Origin of the sequence: Mesorhizobium sp. M0047 (genome assembly GCF_040323315.1) — a bacterium.
GTDB lineage: Bacteria > Pseudomonadota > Alphaproteobacteria > Rhizobiales > Rhizobiaceae > Mesorhizobium.
The window spans coordinates 14,841-29,999 of the sequence record NZ_JAMYUW010000043.1 but is presented as its reverse complement, the minus strand read 5'-3'; the positions used below and the strand labels follow the sequence as shown (position 1 = coordinate 29,999).

The 15,159-nt window shown below is 61.5% G+C and carries 17 protein-coding genes; 15 read left to right on the top strand and 2 right to left on the bottom strand.

Annotated features, from left to right (window positions below; all coding sequences use genetic code 11):
* Positions 1-2: 2 nt before the first annotated feature.
* From NKJ89_RS29115 to NKJ89_RS29045, 15 genes are all read left to right on the top strand, one after another.
* Entirely contained in the window at positions 3-1,133 is a 1,131-nt protein-coding gene (locus tag NKJ89_RS29115; protein WP_352607595.1) for a CgeB family protein, read from the top strand.
* Complete coding sequence (locus NKJ89_RS29110) at positions 1,130-2,224, top strand: CgeB family protein (protein ID WP_023758305.1); 1,095 nt, start codon at positions 1,130-1,132, stop codon at positions 2,222-2,224. Before NKJ89_RS29115 ends, NKJ89_RS29110 begins: the two co-directional genes overlap by 4 nt.
* The gene (locus NKJ89_RS29105) at positions 2,221-3,324 is read left to right on the top strand and encodes a CgeB family protein (RefSeq protein ID WP_023758304.1); all 1,104 of its coding nucleotides are present in this window, start codon (positions 2,221-2,223) and stop codon (positions 3,322-3,324) included. The genes NKJ89_RS29110 and NKJ89_RS29105 overlap by 4 nt, the downstream gene beginning before the upstream one ends.
* Complete coding sequence (locus NKJ89_RS29100) at positions 3,321-4,397, top strand: UDP-glucuronic acid decarboxylase family protein (RefSeq protein ID WP_352607657.1); 1,077 nt, start codon at positions 3,321-3,323, stop codon at positions 4,395-4,397. The genes NKJ89_RS29105 and NKJ89_RS29100 overlap by 4 nt, the downstream gene beginning before the upstream one ends.
* A 123-nt stretch (positions 4,398-4,520) precedes the next feature.
* Complete coding sequence (locus NKJ89_RS29095) at positions 4,521-4,721, top strand: hypothetical protein (protein WP_352487395.1); 201 nt, start codon at positions 4,521-4,523, stop codon at positions 4,719-4,721.
* Between the two features lie 145 nt (positions 4,722-4,866).
* Complete coding sequence (locus NKJ89_RS29090; RefSeq protein WP_023758301.1) at positions 4,867-5,970, top strand: inositol-3-phosphate synthase; 1,104 nt, start codon at positions 4,867-4,869, stop codon at positions 5,968-5,970.
* Positions 5,967-6,563: a histidine phosphatase family protein gene (locus tag NKJ89_RS29085; RefSeq protein ID WP_352607593.1), complete on the top strand. Its 597-nt coding sequence runs from the start codon at positions 5,967-5,969 to the stop codon at positions 6,561-6,563. The genes NKJ89_RS29090 and NKJ89_RS29085 overlap by 4 nt, the downstream gene beginning before the upstream one ends.
* A gap of 13 nt (positions 6,564-6,576) precedes the next feature.
* The gene (locus tag NKJ89_RS29080) at positions 6,577-7,680 is read left to right on the top strand and encodes a CgeB family protein (RefSeq protein WP_352607591.1); all 1,104 of its coding nucleotides are present in this window, start codon (positions 6,577-6,579) and stop codon (positions 7,678-7,680) included.
* Positions 7,680-8,486, top strand: coding sequence for a sugar phosphate nucleotidyltransferase (locus NKJ89_RS29075; RefSeq protein WP_352607589.1), 807 nt, complete (start codon positions 7,680-7,682; stop codon positions 8,484-8,486). The genes NKJ89_RS29080 and NKJ89_RS29075 overlap by 1 nt, the downstream gene beginning before the upstream one ends.
* A gap of 2 nt (positions 8,487-8,488) precedes the next feature.
* The gene (locus NKJ89_RS29070) at positions 8,489-9,250 is read left to right on the top strand and encodes a TIGR04290 family methyltransferase (protein ID WP_023758297.1); all 762 of its coding nucleotides are present in this window, start codon (positions 8,489-8,491) and stop codon (positions 9,248-9,250) included.
* Positions 9,243-10,175 (top strand): glycosyl hydrolase, encoded by a 933-nt coding sequence (locus tag NKJ89_RS29065; protein WP_023758296.1) that lies wholly within the window; start codon positions 9,243-9,245, stop codon positions 10,173-10,175. The genes NKJ89_RS29070 and NKJ89_RS29065 overlap by 8 nt, the downstream gene beginning before the upstream one ends.
* 127 nt (positions 10,176-10,302) lie before the next feature.
* The gene (locus tag NKJ89_RS29060; RefSeq protein WP_352607587.1) at positions 10,303-11,370 is read left to right on the top strand and encodes a glycosyltransferase; all 1,068 of its coding nucleotides are present in this window, start codon (positions 10,303-10,305) and stop codon (positions 11,368-11,370) included.
* 6 nt (positions 11,371-11,376) lie between these two features.
* On the top strand, positions 11,377-12,366 hold the full coding sequence (locus tag NKJ89_RS29055; RefSeq protein WP_352607585.1) for a GNAT family N-acetyltransferase: 990 nt from the start codon (positions 11,377-11,379) through the stop codon (positions 12,364-12,366).
* A 230-nt stretch (positions 12,367-12,596) separates the two neighbouring features.
* Positions 12,597-13,334 carry a class I SAM-dependent methyltransferase gene (locus NKJ89_RS29050; protein ID WP_352607583.1) on the top strand — a complete coding sequence of 246 codons (738 nt, stop codon included), beginning with the start codon at positions 12,597-12,599 and terminating at the stop codon, positions 13,332-13,334.
* Between the two features lie 292 nt (positions 13,335-13,626).
* Complete coding sequence (locus tag NKJ89_RS29045; RefSeq protein ID WP_023758292.1) at positions 13,627-13,806, top strand: hypothetical protein; 180 nt, start codon at positions 13,627-13,629, stop codon at positions 13,804-13,806.
* Between the two features lie 9 nt (positions 13,807-13,815).
* Here NKJ89_RS29045 and NKJ89_RS29040 read toward each other — a convergent pair whose 3' ends face one another.
* Positions 13,816-14,370, bottom strand: a complete 555-nt coding sequence (locus NKJ89_RS29040; RefSeq protein ID WP_023758291.1) for a sigma-70 family RNA polymerase sigma factor — start codon at positions 14,368-14,370, stop codon at positions 13,816-13,818.
* A gap of 206 nt (positions 14,371-14,576) precedes the next feature.
* Entirely contained in the window at positions 14,577-14,879 is a 303-nt protein-coding gene (locus NKJ89_RS29035; protein WP_352607581.1) for a hypothetical protein, read from the bottom strand.
* Positions 14,880-15,159: the final 280 nt, after the last annotated feature.

The window sequence follows — 15,159 nt, the reverse complement described above, 5'->3', positions numbered from 1 at the left end:
CGATGCGCTTCCTGTTCTACACTCACTCCGTCGACTCCGACTGGAATCATGGCAACGCCCATTTCCTGCGGGGCGTCATGCGCGAGCTCATTGCCTGCGGACACAAGGCGTTTGCGCTGGAACCGGCGGACGGCTGGAGCCGCTCTAATCTGCTGGCGGAGAAAGGTCCGTTCGCGGTCGAACGCTTCCGAAAGGACTTTCCCGAGCTGGTGCCGGTTACATATGGGGATGCCTTCGATCACGAAAGCTGGCTGTCGGATGCCGACGTGGTCATCGTCCACGAGTGGACGGACCCTCGACTTGTCGCGGAGATCGGGAAGGTGCGGGCGAGAAGGGGCAATTTCACGCTTTTGTTCCACGACACGCACCATCGTGCGGTTTCCGCCACGCAGTCGATCTCGGCGCTACGGTTGGAGCACTATGACGGCGTGCTCGCCTTCGGTGAGGCGCTGCGCGAGACCTACCTCCGCACCGGCTGGGGCAAGCGTGCGTTCACCTGGCATGAGGCAGCGGATGAGCGACTGTTCCAGCCGCACCCCGAAGTCGACTCGAGATCCGACATCATCTGGATCGGCAACTGGGGCGACGATGAGCGCAGCGCCGAAATCCAGGAGTTCCTCGTCAACCCGGTGCGCGAACTTGGCTTGTCCGGGACCGTTCACGGCGTCCGTTATCCGCGAGAAGCGCTCGCCGATCTTGCCGCCGCGGGGCTCCGCTACGAGGGCTGGATCGCCAACGCGGACGTGCCGAAGGCTTTCGCGGAACATCGCCTCACCGTCCACATTCCCCGGCGGCCCTATCGGGAGAGCCTGCCGGGAATACCAACGATCCGCATGTTCGAGGCACTCGCCTGCGGCATCCCGCTCATTTCGGCCCCGTGGAGCGACGTGGAAGAACTCTTCAGACCAGGCACAGACTTTCTTTTCGCCCACGACGGATCAGAGATGCGCCGTCACCTTCGCGACGTACTGAACGACGCGGAGCTGGCCGCCTCGCTGACAAGGTCCGGCCTCGAAACCATCCGCGCGCGACACACTTGCCGCCACCGGGTGCGCGAATTGTTCGACGTGCTCGCCGAATGCGGGCGTCATCAAGCCAACAATCCAGTCGTCGCTGAGGAGGCCCTTGCATGAAGATGGCATTTTACGGATCGAGTCTGCTGTCGTCCTATTGGAACGGCGCGGCGACCTATTATCGCGGACTGCTCAAGGCACTGTCGCGACTGGGTTACCAAATTACCTTTTATGAACCGGACGCATATGACAGACAGAAAAACCGCGACATGGATGCACCGGACTGGTGCAACGTCGTCGTTTACGAAGCGACCGCCAATGCGCTTGTGCAGGTTGCGGCGCGCGCAGCCGAAGCCGACATCGTCGTCAAGGCGAGCGGCGTAGGCTTCGAGGATGATGCGCTGCTGCGCGCCGTGCTCGACAACGCCCGCGCCGATGCCCTTACCGTATTCTGGGATGTCGACGCCCCGGCGACCCTCGGTCAATTGCGTGCCGAGCCGGATCACCCGCTTCACCACGCGCTGCGGCAAATTGATCTGGTCCTCACCTATGGCGGCGGCGATCCGGTCGTCTGGGCCTACCGCACGATGGGTGCGACCGAGTGCGTGCCGATCTACAATGGACTCGATCCGGAGACGCATCATCCCGTCGCCAGAGACAACCGTTTCGTCTGCGATCTCGCGTTCCTCGGCAATCGTCTGCCGGACCGAGAAACGCGGGTCGAGGCGTTTTTCCTAGATCCAGCCGCCAAGCTCGCCGGGCAGCGCTTCCTGCTCGGCGGGTCGGGCTGGGGCGACAAACCGCTTCCGGCCAATGTCTCATGGCTCGGCCATGTCGGAACGCGGGATCACAACGCTTTCAATGTCACACCAAAGGCGGTGTTGAACATCAGCCGTGACAGCATGGCAGCGAACGGCTTCTCGCCAGCCACGCGCGTTTTCGAGGCCGCGGGCGCGGGCGCCTGTCTGATCTCGGATGCCTGGCTCGGAGTCGAATTGTTCCTGACTCCCGGCGAGGAAATCCTGATGGCGCGCGATGGCGATGATGTCGCCGAAATCATGGCCACCCTGACGGTCGAACGGGCAAAGGCGATCGGCGCAGCCGCGCTTCGCCGCGTCTTGGCTGAACACACCTATGCGTTGAGGGCTGCCGTGGCCGACGCGGTGTTCAAACGGCATTTCGAACATCCCACCGTGGAGGCAGCGGAATGAGGAAACGGCTCGACATCGTCTTTCTCGGCCTGTCGTTGTCTTCATCGTGGGGAAACGGCCACGCCACGACGTTTCGAGGGCTGCTAAAAGGCCTTCACGAACTCGGTCATCGCGTCACTTTCCTGGAGCGCGAGACACCCTGGTACGCAAACCATCGCGATCTTCGCGATCCCGATTTCTGCACCTTGCGCTACTATGAAACAACCGCCGAGCTTCATCGCAACTATGCCCGCGAGCTGCAGCGGGCCGACGTCGTGGTCGTTGGCTCCTTCGTTCCGGAGGGAAAGGCGGTTATCGACATTCTAGCTGCACTTTGCGTCGGGCAATTCTGCTTTTATGACATTGATACGCCGGTGACGCTTGCCAAGCTCGTCGAGGATGACTGCGACTATCTGAGCAAGCGGCAGGTACCGTATTTCGATATCTATTTCTCTTTCACTGGCGGGCCGACGCTTGCCCGTCTCGTCACGGACTTTGGTGCGCGGCGGGCCGAGCCGCTCCATTGCTCCGTCGATCCGGCACGGCATCATCGAACCGGAAACGCAGTCGACTGGGATCTCGGCTATCTTGGGACTTACAGCTCGGACCGGCAGATGGCATTGGAGGCGCTGCTGCTCGAACCGGCGCGCCAGATGCCGGACAAACGCTTTGTCGTCGCCGGTTCGCAATATCCGCCGGATACGGCCTGGCCGGACAATGTCGAACGCATCGAGCATTTGGCGCCCACCGATCATGCTGAGTTCTACAGCCGCCAACGCTACACGCTGAACCTGACCCGCCAGTCGATGATCACGGCTGGATGGTCGCCGAGCGTAAGGCTTTTCGAGGCAGCCGCTTGTGGCACGCCGATCATCAGCGATCGCTGGCGGGGGCTGGAGAGCTTCTTCCCCAAGTCGACGATCCACACCGCCGCTCGATCTCAAGACGTGATCGAGATCCTGTGCGGCCGATCGGAGCGTGCCAGGCTCAGCATGGCCATGAAGGCGCAAGCCCTTGTACTGGCGTCACATACTGGCGCGGCAAGAGCTCGCGAATTGGTTTCGCTGTTGACCCGGTCGAGGCAGGAACCTCCGGTCCTGGACATCGGGAGTGCAGCATGATTGGCAGACAGGAGAAAATCGTGACGCGGCAGTCAAAAACAAAGGCGCGGCGGACGCCGACGGTGCTCGTCGCCGGCGGCGCGGGTTTTGTCGGTTCGCATCTTAGCGAGAAGTTGATCGAGTGCGGCTACCGTGTGATCTGCGTCGATAATTTCCTGACGGGCCGCATGGAGAACATCCGACCGATCATGAATCATCCGCGCTTCCGGTTGGTGGAGCAGGATATTTGCCGATCTTTGAAACTGGGGGAACCAGTCGAGCGCATCTTCAACCTGGCCTGCGCCGCATCGCCGCCGCGCTACCAGGCGGACCCGATCCATACCACCCGGACCTGCGTGATCGGGACACTGAACCTGCTTGATCTCGCCGCTCGAAATAACGCTCGTTTCCTGCAAGCTTCGACCAGTGAGGTCTATGGCGATCCAGAGCAGCATCCGCAAAGGGAAGACTATCTCGGCCATGTGAACTGCACAGGCCCGCGCGCCTGTTACGATGAGGGCAAGCGAACGGCGGAAACCCTCTGCTTCGATTATCTGAGGGCGGGCAAGGCCGACACGCGCGTCGCGCGGATTTTCAACACCTATGGTCCGCGAATGGATCCGGCCGATGGCCGCATCGTCTCGAACCTTATCGTGCAAGCTCTTGAAAGGCGACCGCTGACGATATTCGGCGATGGCAAGCAGACCCGATCCTTCTGCTTCGTCACCGATTTGGTGGATGGCCTGCTTAGGCTCATGGATGCCGAGCCCAATCCACGCCAGCCAGTCAATCTTGGCAATCCGGGAGAATATACCATCCTTGAGCTGGCGAAACTGGTCAGCGAAATGGCCCGCATCAGGCCCGCTCTGAAGTTCCTGCCTTTACCGCAGGATGATCCTCGCCGGCGGCAGCCCGACATATCCCGCGCAAAGGCACTTCTCGGCTGGTCGCCCAAGGTACCGCTCCGGCATGGCTTGGTGCAAACGATTGCCTATTTCGCCGAGCTCGAGACAAGCCGGGTGGATGGCCCGATGGCACCGATTGCAAAAACCATCCCTCCCTCTCTGGGCAAGCTGCAGGACCTGCCGGCCTAAGCCCGTCTTATCGCCTGCAAGCTCCTCGGCGGGCAGGCTTTGGTCTGGCGGAGTTCATGGTTCACTTTTTTCACGAACACGGAACATCCTGCCGGACTTTGGGGTTGAGCCATAGGACCTGCCATGGAGAGCCTTGCTGTGCAGCCAAAACGATCCGCCAAAGACTTAGAGCAGATGGCCGCCCAGGAGACGGCCGCCTTTCTGCGAAGAGCTTCGATTACTTATCTCGAATGTTGCGTTAGCCTGATGATGACGCACCTCGAACGTGAGGAAGTGGCTGCCATTCTCGAGCAGGAAGCCGACATGCTGCGAAACCTCGATTGAGACCGGCCGCTGTTGGTCCGCTCAAAGTGGCCGATTTTGCGGCGGCTAGCGCAAGCTTTGTAATTTTTCCGTATCGCAAGGAACATTCTGGGGCGCCGACAGTTCGGCCATGGAACTTACCTCAACAGCACATGGCGGCAGTTTCGTGGAATCAAAAAAGGTTCGGATTGCTATAGCCGGGGTGGGCAATTGCGCGTCTTCCCTTGTCCAGGGTCTCACATACTATCGAGACGCCAGAGGCAACGAGCCGATCCCGGGCCTCATGCATGCTGATCTCGGCGGCTATCACGTCGATGACATCGAGGTGGTCTGCGCTTTCGACATCGCCAAGGGCAAGGTGGGCCGCGATGTCGCGGAAGCCATCTACAGCGCACCCAACAACACATTCCGCTTTGCCGACGTGGCAAAAACAGGCGTTCGCGTCGAGCGCGGACCGACGCTTGACGGCATCGGCAAATATTTGCGCGATCAGATCGAGGAGGCGCAAGAGCCGGTCGCCGACGTCGGCGCACAGCTTCGGCAAAGCGGCGCCGACGTGCTGATCTCATACCTGCCGGTCGGATCCGAGGAAGGAACACGCTTCTACGCCGAATGCGCGCTTGAAGCCGGCTGTGCCTTCGTCAACTGCATTCCTGTTTTCATTGCCTCACGGCCGGAATGGCGCCTCCGCTTCGAACAGCGCGGTCTGCCGCTGGTCGGCGACGACATCAAAAGCCAGGTCGGTGCGACGATTGTCCACCGTTTGCTTGCCAATTTGTTCCGCGAACGCGGCGTCCGCATCGACCGCACCTATCAGCTCAATTTCGGTGGCAACACCGACTTCCTCAACATGCTGGAACGAGAACGACTGGAATCGAAAAAGATCTCCAAGACGCAATCCGTGACGAGCCAGATCGACGTACCGCTCGAAGCCGGCAATATCCATGTCGGTCCAAGCGATCATGTGCCTTGGCTTACCGATCGCAAGTGGGCCTATATCCGCGTCGAGGGCACGACTTTCGGCGGCGTGCCGCTCAATGCCGAGCTGAAGCTGGAAGTGTGGGACTCGCCAAATTCGGCCGGAGTCGTGATCGATGCGGTGCGCTGCGCCAAGCTGGCACTCGACCGAGGCATAGCCGGCGCCCTGACCGGACCCTGCAGCTACTTCATGAAGTCGCCACCCGAGCAGTTCACAGACGCCGAGGCTCGGCTGCGCACGCTTTCCTTCATCGCCGGCAGGGACGAGCCGATGCTCGATGCCGCGGAATGACGACCACGTTCTTCCTGATCCGCCACGCGGCGCATGACCATGTCGGCGACTATCTTGCCGGACGCATCGCGGGAATTCGCCTTGGCGAGACAGGCAAGGCCCAAGCCCTGCGCCTGGCCCGCCGCATGGCAAGCGAGCCTATTGCAGCCGTCTTTTGCAGCCCGCGCGAGCGCACGCAGGAGACTGCGGATCCGGTTGCTGCCCTTTGCGGCACCGGGACCTGCATTATCTGTGAGGAACTCGACGAAATCGACTTCGGCGTCTGGTCGGGCAGGACCTTCGAGGAATTGAGCCGCGACGCCGCCTGGCGACGATGGAACGACCACCGACAGGAGGCGATGACGCCCAGCGGCGAAACCATGCTGGACGTCCAGCGCCGTATTGGTTCGCTGATCGAGCGCCTTCGCAAACGCCACCAGAACAAGGCCGTCGCACTGGTAAGCCACGCCGATGTGATCAAGGGAGCCGTGTGCGGCGTGCTTGGCCTGTCACCGGGAGACTGTTTTCGCTTCGACATCGATCCCGCTTCGATCACGACAATCGTCTCCGGCGACTGGGGCTCTAAGCTGATCCGCTTGAACGAAGCGGCCTGATGAGGACAGCCAGATGCGGATGGTCATTTTTGGTCTCACCGTCACGTCCTCATGGGGAAACGGGCATGCCACGCTGTGGCGCGGGCTGATCCGTGCCCTTGGCGGGATGGGATGGTCGGTCACATTCTTCGAACACGACACGCCCTACTACGCCCGAACGCGCGATCTCCATCATCTCGACGGCGGCGATATCCTTGTCTACCCCGACTGGGAGGTCATCCGCCAGATCGCCGAACACGCGATCGAGCAGGCAGACGTCGTGATCGTCACCTCCTACTGCCCCGACGCGGTCGACGCTTCACGTCTGGCCCAAAGCGCATGTCGCGGCTTGAAGGTATTCTATGATTTGGATACGCCCGTTACGCTTGCCCGCATCGAACAAGGTGAACTTCCGCCTTATTTCGGACCCGAGGGCCTTAGAGATTTCGATCTTGTCCTGAGCTATACCGGCGGAACCGCAATCGACGCACTCAAGACAACTCTGGGCGCGCGCCTCGTCATGCCGCTCTATGGCCATGTCGATCCCGAGCGGCACCGGCCGGCGGAGGCCAGGGCCGAATTTGCCGGAGATCTGTCCTACCTCGGAACCTACGCGGCGGACCGTCAGGCCGGTATGGAAAGGCTGCTCGTCCGCCCGGCCTTGCGCCTGCCCGAGCGCCGCTTCGTCATCGGCGGCGCACAATATCCACTGGAGTTTCCGTGGAGCGAAAACATCTTCTTCGTCAGGCACCTGCCGCCCGCGGACCATCCGGCCTTCTTCTGCTCCTCCCGCCTGACGCTGAACGTAACACGCGAGGCAATGGCCAGAAGGGGCTGGTGTCCCTCGGGCAGGCTGTTCGAGGCTGCCGCTTGCGGCGCAGCCATCGTCACCGACGCCTGGCCAGGTCTCAGCAGCTTCTTTAAGCCCGGCAGCGAGATCATCGTCGCCGACACCACCGATGATTTGGTCGCCGCGCTCCACTTGCCGGACAGCGATATCGACGAAATCCGGCGCCGCGCCCGCGAACGGGTTCTCGATGAACATACGTCCGCGGTACGCGCCAGGGATCTCGATCGCATCCTGTCGGATGCGCGGCACGGCTCAACGCCGCAGCAGCCGTTGAAGGAAGCAGTCTGATGTTGGGCATCGTGCCTGCCGCCGGGCGCGGCAGCCGCATTCAACCGCTCGGCTTCTCAAAGGAGCTCTTGCCGGTCGGCAGTCGTATCGACGGCGCGGCCGAGCGCCCCTGTGCGGTGAGCGAATATCTGGTGCGCCGCATGGTGCGTGCCGGTACCGACAAGATCTGTTTTATCATCGGATCGGAAAAATCGGATATTCTCGAGTACTACGCGGCCGGGTATGGCGATGCCGTCGCTGTCTTCGTAGTGCAGCCCTCCCCCGTTGGCCTTTGCGACGCAATCTTCCGCGCCGTGCCCCTCGTCGCATCAGACGAGACAGTCCTGATTGGTCTGCCCGATACGATCTGGTTTCCAGAAGAAGGCTTCAGCCGCCTGCCGGATGACAAGCTTTCGTTCCTGCTGTTCCCGGTAGACCGTCCTGAACTCTTCGATGCCGTCATCCTGGAGCAGGACGGCCGGGTGCAGGCAATCCAGGTCAAGCAGCAGGACGCCGCCACAAACTGGATCTGGGGCGCATTCAAGATGCCGGGCCACGTGTTTCACCAGCTTGCGGCGTTGTGGCGCGAAAGAGACCGTTCCGACGAATATATCGGCACGCTTGTCAACGCCTATCTGGCAGCCGGGGGCGAAGCCTTCGGCGTCAAGGCAGGCACAGCCTATGTCGACGTCGGCACCTTCAACGGCTACCGCGCGGCGCTTCGGCTGCTGGAGAACAGTACGGCCACGTTGAACATAGCTGAGGATCTGCCCCTCTCGCTGTCTGCTCACGCGCAAATACCGCTTCATCCAGGCGAAGGAGGCTAGCCATGCTCCAGTCCAGCGCTGAAATCCGCCGTCGCATCGATGCCCTCGGCCCATGGTTCCACAACATGGACCTGGCAGGCATCGAAACCGCGCCTGATCATTTCCTCGGCAACTATCCATTGGTGAAATGGCGCAAGTTCGCCGACGCCATTCCTGCCGACCTCTCCGGCAAGGCCGTGCTCGACATAGGCTGCAATGCGGGCTTCTATTCGATCGAGATGAAACGGCGTGGCGCCAGCCGCGTGCTCGGCATCGATTTCGACGAGGCCTATCTGGCGCAGGCGCGCTTTGCCGCAGAGATCGCCGATTGCGACATCGAATTCCAGCTGCTCTCGGTCTACGACGTCGGCATCCTGCGCGAGACCTTCGATATCGTGTTGTTCATGGGCGTGCTTTATCACCTTCGGCACCCCCTGCTTGCCCTCGATCTGGTCCGCGAGCACGTCGCCGGCGATCTGATGGTCTTTCAATCGATGCAGCGTGGCAGCTCCGACCTGCCCCTCCTGGAGCAGAATTACCCCTTCTGGACGCACGATATGTTCGATCGACCGGAATTTCCGAAACTGCATTTCATCGAGCATCGCTACGCCGACGATCCAACCAACTGGTGGATTCCCAATCGTGCCTGCACCGAAGCGATGCTGCGCAGCGCCGGCTTCGAGATCGTGCTGCATCCCGAGCAGGAGGTCTATTTCTGCCGCGCCACAAGCGAACCCGCCGGCGGCGGCGCCGTCTACCCGTCGAAAGGAGACCTTCATGATTGAAGCCGCGATGATCTGGAACGAGCCGAACAACAAGTCTCACTGGGACCCTGAGCTGGACCCCGAATGGCGCCGCTTCGCCGACATGACTATCCTGGCCGCTCAGGCAGTCGCCGTGGCCAACCCGGCGGTGACCAGGGTCCTCGGCGGCATCTCGCCGATCGATGCCGATTTCATGAAGCTGATGAAGCAGTTCGGCGTGCTCGACCATGTCGATGCGGTCGCCGTCCATGGTTTTCCTCTCGACTGGAACCTCTGGCAGATCCAGGAATGGCCCCAGAGGCTTGGCGAGATTTCGACCGTCACCGATCTTCCCGTGTGGGTCAGCGAGGTCGGCGTTTCGAGCTTCGGCGCAGAGGAAATACAGGTCTGGGGTTTGCGCCGGACCGCTGAACTGCTGCTCGGCAATTCGCCACGCATACAATGGTACAGCCTCTACGATCTGCCGCGTGAATGGGGAGCAACGACGCGCCATCGCGAAGCGGAAGGCTCCTCCTATTACCGCCACTTCTACATGGGTCTTCTGCGGCAGGACGGAACACCCAAGCCCGCGCTCGACGAATTCATTCGTCACACTCCCGAAATGGGACTGGCGCAATGGTTCCACTTCGAGGACCCGAGGCTGGACGACGCGGTCGCCTGGATGAAGCGGTTGGGGGTCACGCAGCTGCGTACCGGGCTTTCCTGGGCCGACAGTTTCAGACCGAATGCGCTGGACTGGTTCGACAGGCAGATGGAGGCGCTTGCCGATTTCGACGTGACCGTAACCTTCTGCTTCACGCCCGAGCACCGCGGAATGATGCCGCATCATACGAGCCCGCCCCTCGTGCCGGAGGAGTTCGCGGAATTCTGCGCGGCGATGATCCGCCGCTACGCCCCCGGAGTGATCGCTTCGCAGGCCAGGGCATTCGGAGCTACGGCTATATGACCATGTCATCGAGCACATGTTCCGCCCCGATGGCGTCCCATGATTTTCCGGCCTGGTCAGGCGGAGGCTCTGGTCCGGCGTTCTGGCGTCGGATCGCTGTTTCCAGGAAGCTTTGGTTCGATCGGACATGACACTCACGATCCTGAATGTCGCCTACCCCCTCGCCGCGACCGGGCCGGACGCGGTCGGCGGAGCCGAACAAGTGCTGTCGATGCTCGACCAGGCGCTGGTACGCGCGGGTCACACGTCCATCGTGGTCGGCTGCCAGGGCTCCAAGGCAGCAGGCATTCTCGTTGAAACGCCTGCCGAGCCAGGCGTGCTCGACGATGCGGCGAAAATCCGGGCACGACAGGCTCATCGCACCGCGATTGCGGCGGCGCGGGCCCGTTGGCCGATCGATGTCGTCCACCTTCACGGCATTGATTTCGACGCCTATCTGCCTGACGATGGCCCGACGCTCGTATCGTTGCACCTGCCGCTCGATTGGTATCCCGCCGACGCCCTGCGCCCGGCGCGCGATGATCTATGGCTGCATGCCGTGTCGGCCTCCCAACAGAAGACGGCGCCGCCAGGCGCCATGCTCGTTGCGCCGATTCCAAATGGCGTCGATATCGATCAATTGTACGAAAGGCGATCCAGGCGCGCCTTCGCGCTGGTACTCAGCCGCATCTGTCCGGAAAAGGGCATCCATCTGGCTCTCGACGCGGCCAAGCAGGCTGGTCTCCCGCTTGCTGTCGCGGGCAAGGTCTATCCCTACGAGACCCACACGCGCTACTTCGACGACGAGGTTCGGCCGCGGATCGACAGGCAGCGCCGCTTCCTAGGTCCGCTCGGTTTTGCGGCGAAACGCCGGTTCCTCAACGCGGCTCGCTGCCTCGTTATTCCGAGCCTAGCGCCCGAGACCAGCTCGCTTGTGGCGATGGAGGCGCTCGCCTGCGGCACACCGGTGATTGCCTTTCCAAACGGAGCGCTGCCGGATGTGGTCGAACACGGCAGCACCGGCTTTCTCGTCGACAATGTCGACGACATGGCGAAGGCCATCATCGCGTCATCCGACCTCGACCCCGAGACATGCCGCGCCGCGGCACGGCACCGCTTTTCGCTCGATCGCATGGTCTCGTCGTACATCGACACCTATCATGCCCTTGCTCGGCTCGGCACCGGCCACAGCAGGCCTGCAGTAGCGACAGGGTGAGCGGGCATGCTGCGCGGCGAGGTGATCGATGATCCCACCGCCCTTGCCGCTCTGGAGCCCCACTGGTGGCGGCTCTGGGCATCCAGCCGGACGGCGACGCCTTTTCAGTCCCCTGCCTGGCTGCTTGCATGGTGGGAAGCATTCGCACCTGGCGAACTGGCGACGATTGCGGTCTGGCGTGACGAGGATTTGGCAGGACTGGCGCCGCTTTATCGGGAACGGGCAATTTCTGGTTCGAGGCTGCTTCCGGTCGGAATCTCCCTGAGCGACTATCTGGACATTCTCTGCCTGCCCGGCATCGAAATGGCTGTTGCCGGCATCATTGCCGACGTGGTTGCCAAGATCGAATGGTCGCAATGGATTCTACCGGACCTGCCGGCCGACGCTGCCGGCCTCGCCATCAGCCATCCCGCGATGGAAGCCAGCGAGGCCGTCAACCATGCGGCTTGTCCCGTACTCGCGATTGCCGGTGACGACCGGCTTGCAGGCTGCGTTCCTTCACGGCGACGGCGACAATTGCGTCGCGCGTACAGAGCCGCTTGCGGGTGCGGCCGTGTCTCGGTCTGGCCGGCACAGAACGATCCCCGATTGTTCCTCGATCATCTGGTTCGCCTGCACGGCGCGCGCTGGGCCGGTTATGGTGACGGCGTGCTGAACGGCCCCAATGTCAAAGAGTTCCATAGCCACGCACTGCCCCCGCTCGCCGCGCATGGTCTTGTCCGATGCTGGCTCATAGCCATCGACGACCAGGTCATAGGTGCCTATTACGGCTTTCACCATCGTCAGCGCGCCTATGCCTATCTTGGCGGTTTCGACCCAGACTATGCCGAGGTCAGTCCCGGCGCGATCCTAATCGGCCACGCCATAACCGAGGCACTTCGAGAAGGCGCTAGCGAGTTCGACTTTTTGCGCGGGCGCGAGGCTTACAAGTACAGTTGGGGCGCCGTCGATCAATGGACAAAGCACAGGATCTGGACTCGAGGCTCGATCCCGTGAGCGGGGCCGGACATTCGCCACGGGCATCGGCCGCAAGAAAAGCGATCGAGCATTGGATGTCGGAAGGCGCCGGCGCCGAAACGATCATCGCCAGGCTCGCACTTCTTTTCGAAGCAGGCATAGACGCTGGCGAGCTGGCTCAGATCGCACAGGACATGTCTTCGACGGATCTTCAAAACCAGGACAAGCTACAACGGGTCGCCAGCCTGCTCCGTCACAGGCCCGATACCTTGGCGCTGTTGCGCGAAACAGGTGCTGCTGTTAGCCATCGACGCGACGAAGCGGAAACGGATGCAGCGGTGGTCCAGCGACTTGCGTCGAGCTTCGATGCGGCAGCGAGGATTTCATCGGCGGCAAGCGTCCAGTTGTCGTCCCTCGGCGATGAGGAAAAGCTCTCGGCTGCCACCGCTGAGATCACCGCGTGGCTGCAAGGACAAGGCTTCACCGGCGCCGGACTTCGTATACTGGACATTGGCTGCGGCATCGGGCGTTTTGAAATCGCGCTTTCCCCCGCCGCGCTGCGGGTCGTCGGGATCGATATATCGCCGAGCATGATTTCGATCGGGCTTGAGCGGTGCGCCGCGCTGCCAAATGTGGAACTCCGGCTGACCTCGGGCCTCGATCTCGCCGATTTCGGCGACGCCAGCTTCGATTGCGTGCTGGCCGTCGACAGCTTTCCCTATCTGGTGCTGGCCGGACTCGCGGAGCGATACTTGAAGGAGATTGGGCGCGTGCTGAAACGACCGGGCATGGCTGCAATTCTGAACTACTCCTATCGCGGCTCTCCAGCGCTGGATCGCTCCGAGATCAATCACCTCGCCGAAGCATACGGCATGCAGGTTGTGATCGATGGCGAGAGGCCATTCCGCCTGTGGGATGGAACTGCCTTCATGCTCGTACCGGTTGGAACATTACGGCCCGGCGCGGGTTCGGGCGTCGATGAAGAGCGCAGCGTGAGGTCAACTTGACGGCAGTGCATCGATCCGATTTGGATCTGGCCCCGATCGGTGCTTCCGCCTGCTGCGACAAGTGTCGGGTGATGTGATACCGGCTGAGCCGCGACGTCCAAACTGGCGGACGCTCGGCGCAAAATAGCAGGTCATAAACGAAGCCCGGCGCGTTGATCGGCTCGACGCTGCCCGCAGTTGTGGAAATAATGACCAGGGTTCGTTTTGTTGGCGTAGACGGCCCTGCAGCGTTATTGAGCAGTTCGGTTCTGTGCTGGCAACATGACGAGGATAGAACCTGGTAGGGAACACGATGTCTCGCTCGAGCGACGATAACATTGATCCGCAGGTCAGTCTGGTGCTGGACCGGGAAATAGCCTCCTTGCTGGCGGCGATAGAGCAGGAGAAGGTCCCCAATCGGCTGAAAGACCTGGCGGTTCAATTGCAGAACGCGCTCGTCGAAAAGCGTCGGCTGGCGGCAAAGAGGAATTAGCTGCCTCGCCTATCGTGTGCCGAAGCCCAAACGTCCTTCGGACACGTGACCGCGCCTTTCCAGCAGCGTCTGCAGCGAATTTTCCCCAAGACGCTCGAGTACGCCGGCGCGTGCGCGGTTGAGACGGCTTTTAACCGTTCCCACCGCACAGCCGCAGATTTTGGCCGTTTCTTCATAGCTCACGCCGAGAACTCCGATCAGCATCAACACCTCGCGTTGTTGTCTCGGTAGTTGCTGGATGGCGCTATAAACTTCCTTGCGCTGGATCGACCACTCCTGCGCAGCCTCCGAAACGGGAACCAGGGAGGCGCAGTCGAGCAGCCCCGGGCTCTCCCTGTCGGCAGCTTTTATGCGCGTGTAGAAGGTGTTGCGCATGATGGTAAAGAGCCACGACTTCATCCGGGTTCCCGCTTCGAATCTGTCGAGGTTGGCAAGACCCTTGGTCAACGTTTCCTGGACAAGATCATCCGCATCGTCCGGACTGCGGCAGAAGGTACGCGCAAAGGCCCGCAAGGCGGGTATCAGGTCAACGATCGAAACTTGCTCGGTTTCTTGGTTGGCCAAAGCATAGCCCCTGGAGGACAACGGTGCAGCTCCCGGCAGAGATGAATTCTGTGACGCAGACGTAGCTAAATGCGTGAGGGTTTGGATCGTTCCTGACTTCGAGATAATCACTCAAAAATCCAGCATCGGGTCGCCATCTGTAGCGAGAGCGGCGCGCTAGCCTGCGCGCGTCGCCGCCTCGGCAAGGTCGCGAAATTCGGACTTTGTCAGGCCGAGCCTCGGCCCGGCAATTCGGTCTGCTGCCTGACCTGCTCCGGCAATTCGTCACGCGCACGCTTCGCTTCGCCGGTGGATTGAGATGCGCCCCGCCCCAATCGATCCTGTCGGTCCAGTTCGTGCTCAACCGTGTGGCGCGAACCCTCCGCCGGGTCCTCTTCGGGATGGTTGTTGGCGGGATCATCAGCTTGCTCTTTGGGCTTTCGTGCCCTGCTTTCGCGGCCTTGGTTGAGGCGATCGTCTTTACCTGGGACGGTCCGGTTTCCGCTGATTGTTTTGCCTGTGTTTTTCATGAGTTCGGTCCTGACGGTTTGCGGCGTGGCGTTTGCCGGAGGAACGACAGACCGACCATTTGGTTGCGTCCGCCTAGCGTTTGAGCCGGCAGGCCCAGCTTCCCGCCATTCCACATTCCTTGAACTGAAGGGTGGTTGCCAAGGCATCCTTTTACAACCAATCGCGTTATGGCCTCTGGCATTGATGGTGATTTCTTCATGGCAAGGTGCACGAGCCCGGTGGTCCGCCCCAGGAAACGGAGACGACCATCCGTATCGGCTAGCCTTTCGCATCCAGCTC

What these genes read in the sequence shown, in the direction of transcription:
- NKJ89_RS29115 (WP_352607595.1), top strand. Translation starts at nt 3, where the DNA reads ATGCGCTTCCTGTTCTACACTCACTCCGTCGACTCCGACTGGAATCAT.
- NKJ89_RS29110 (WP_023758305.1), top strand. Translation starts at nt 1,130, where the DNA reads ATGAAGATGGCATTTTACGGATCGAGTCTGCTGTCGTCCTATTGGAAC.
- NKJ89_RS29105 (WP_023758304.1), top strand. Translation starts at nt 2,221, where the DNA reads ATGAGGAAACGGCTCGACATCGTCTTTCTCGGCCTGTCGTTGTCTTCA.
- NKJ89_RS29100 (WP_352607657.1), top strand. Translation starts at nt 3,321, where the DNA reads ATGATTGGCAGACAGGAGAAAATCGTGACGCGGCAGTCAAAAACAAAG.
- NKJ89_RS29095 (WP_352487395.1), top strand. Translation starts at nt 4,521, where the DNA reads ATGGAGAGCCTTGCTGTGCAGCCAAAACGATCCGCCAAAGACTTAGAG.
- NKJ89_RS29085 (WP_352607593.1), top strand. Translation starts at nt 5,967, where the DNA reads ATGACGACCACGTTCTTCCTGATCCGCCACGCGGCGCATGACCATGTC.
- NKJ89_RS29080 (WP_352607591.1), top strand. Translation starts at nt 6,577, where the DNA reads ATGCGGATGGTCATTTTTGGTCTCACCGTCACGTCCTCATGGGGAAAC.
- NKJ89_RS29075 (WP_352607589.1), top strand. Translation starts at nt 7,680, where the DNA reads ATGTTGGGCATCGTGCCTGCCGCCGGGCGCGGCAGCCGCATTCAACCG.
- NKJ89_RS29070 (WP_023758297.1), top strand. Translation starts at nt 8,489, where the DNA reads ATGCTCCAGTCCAGCGCTGAAATCCGCCGTCGCATCGATGCCCTCGGC.
- NKJ89_RS29065 (WP_023758296.1), top strand. Translation starts at nt 9,243, where the DNA reads ATGATTGAAGCCGCGATGATCTGGAACGAGCCGAACAACAAGTCTCAC.
- NKJ89_RS29060 (WP_352607587.1), top strand. Translation starts at nt 10,303, where the DNA reads ATGACACTCACGATCCTGAATGTCGCCTACCCCCTCGCCGCGACCGGG.
- NKJ89_RS29055 (WP_352607585.1), top strand. Translation starts at nt 11,377, where the DNA reads ATGCTGCGCGGCGAGGTGATCGATGATCCCACCGCCCTTGCCGCTCTG.
- NKJ89_RS29045 (WP_023758292.1), top strand. Translation starts at nt 13,627, where the DNA reads ATGTCTCGCTCGAGCGACGATAACATTGATCCGCAGGTCAGTCTGGTG.
- NKJ89_RS29035 (WP_352607581.1), bottom strand. Translation starts at nt 14,879, where the DNA reads ATGAAAAACACAGGCAAAACAATCAGCGGAAACCGGACCGTCCCAGGT.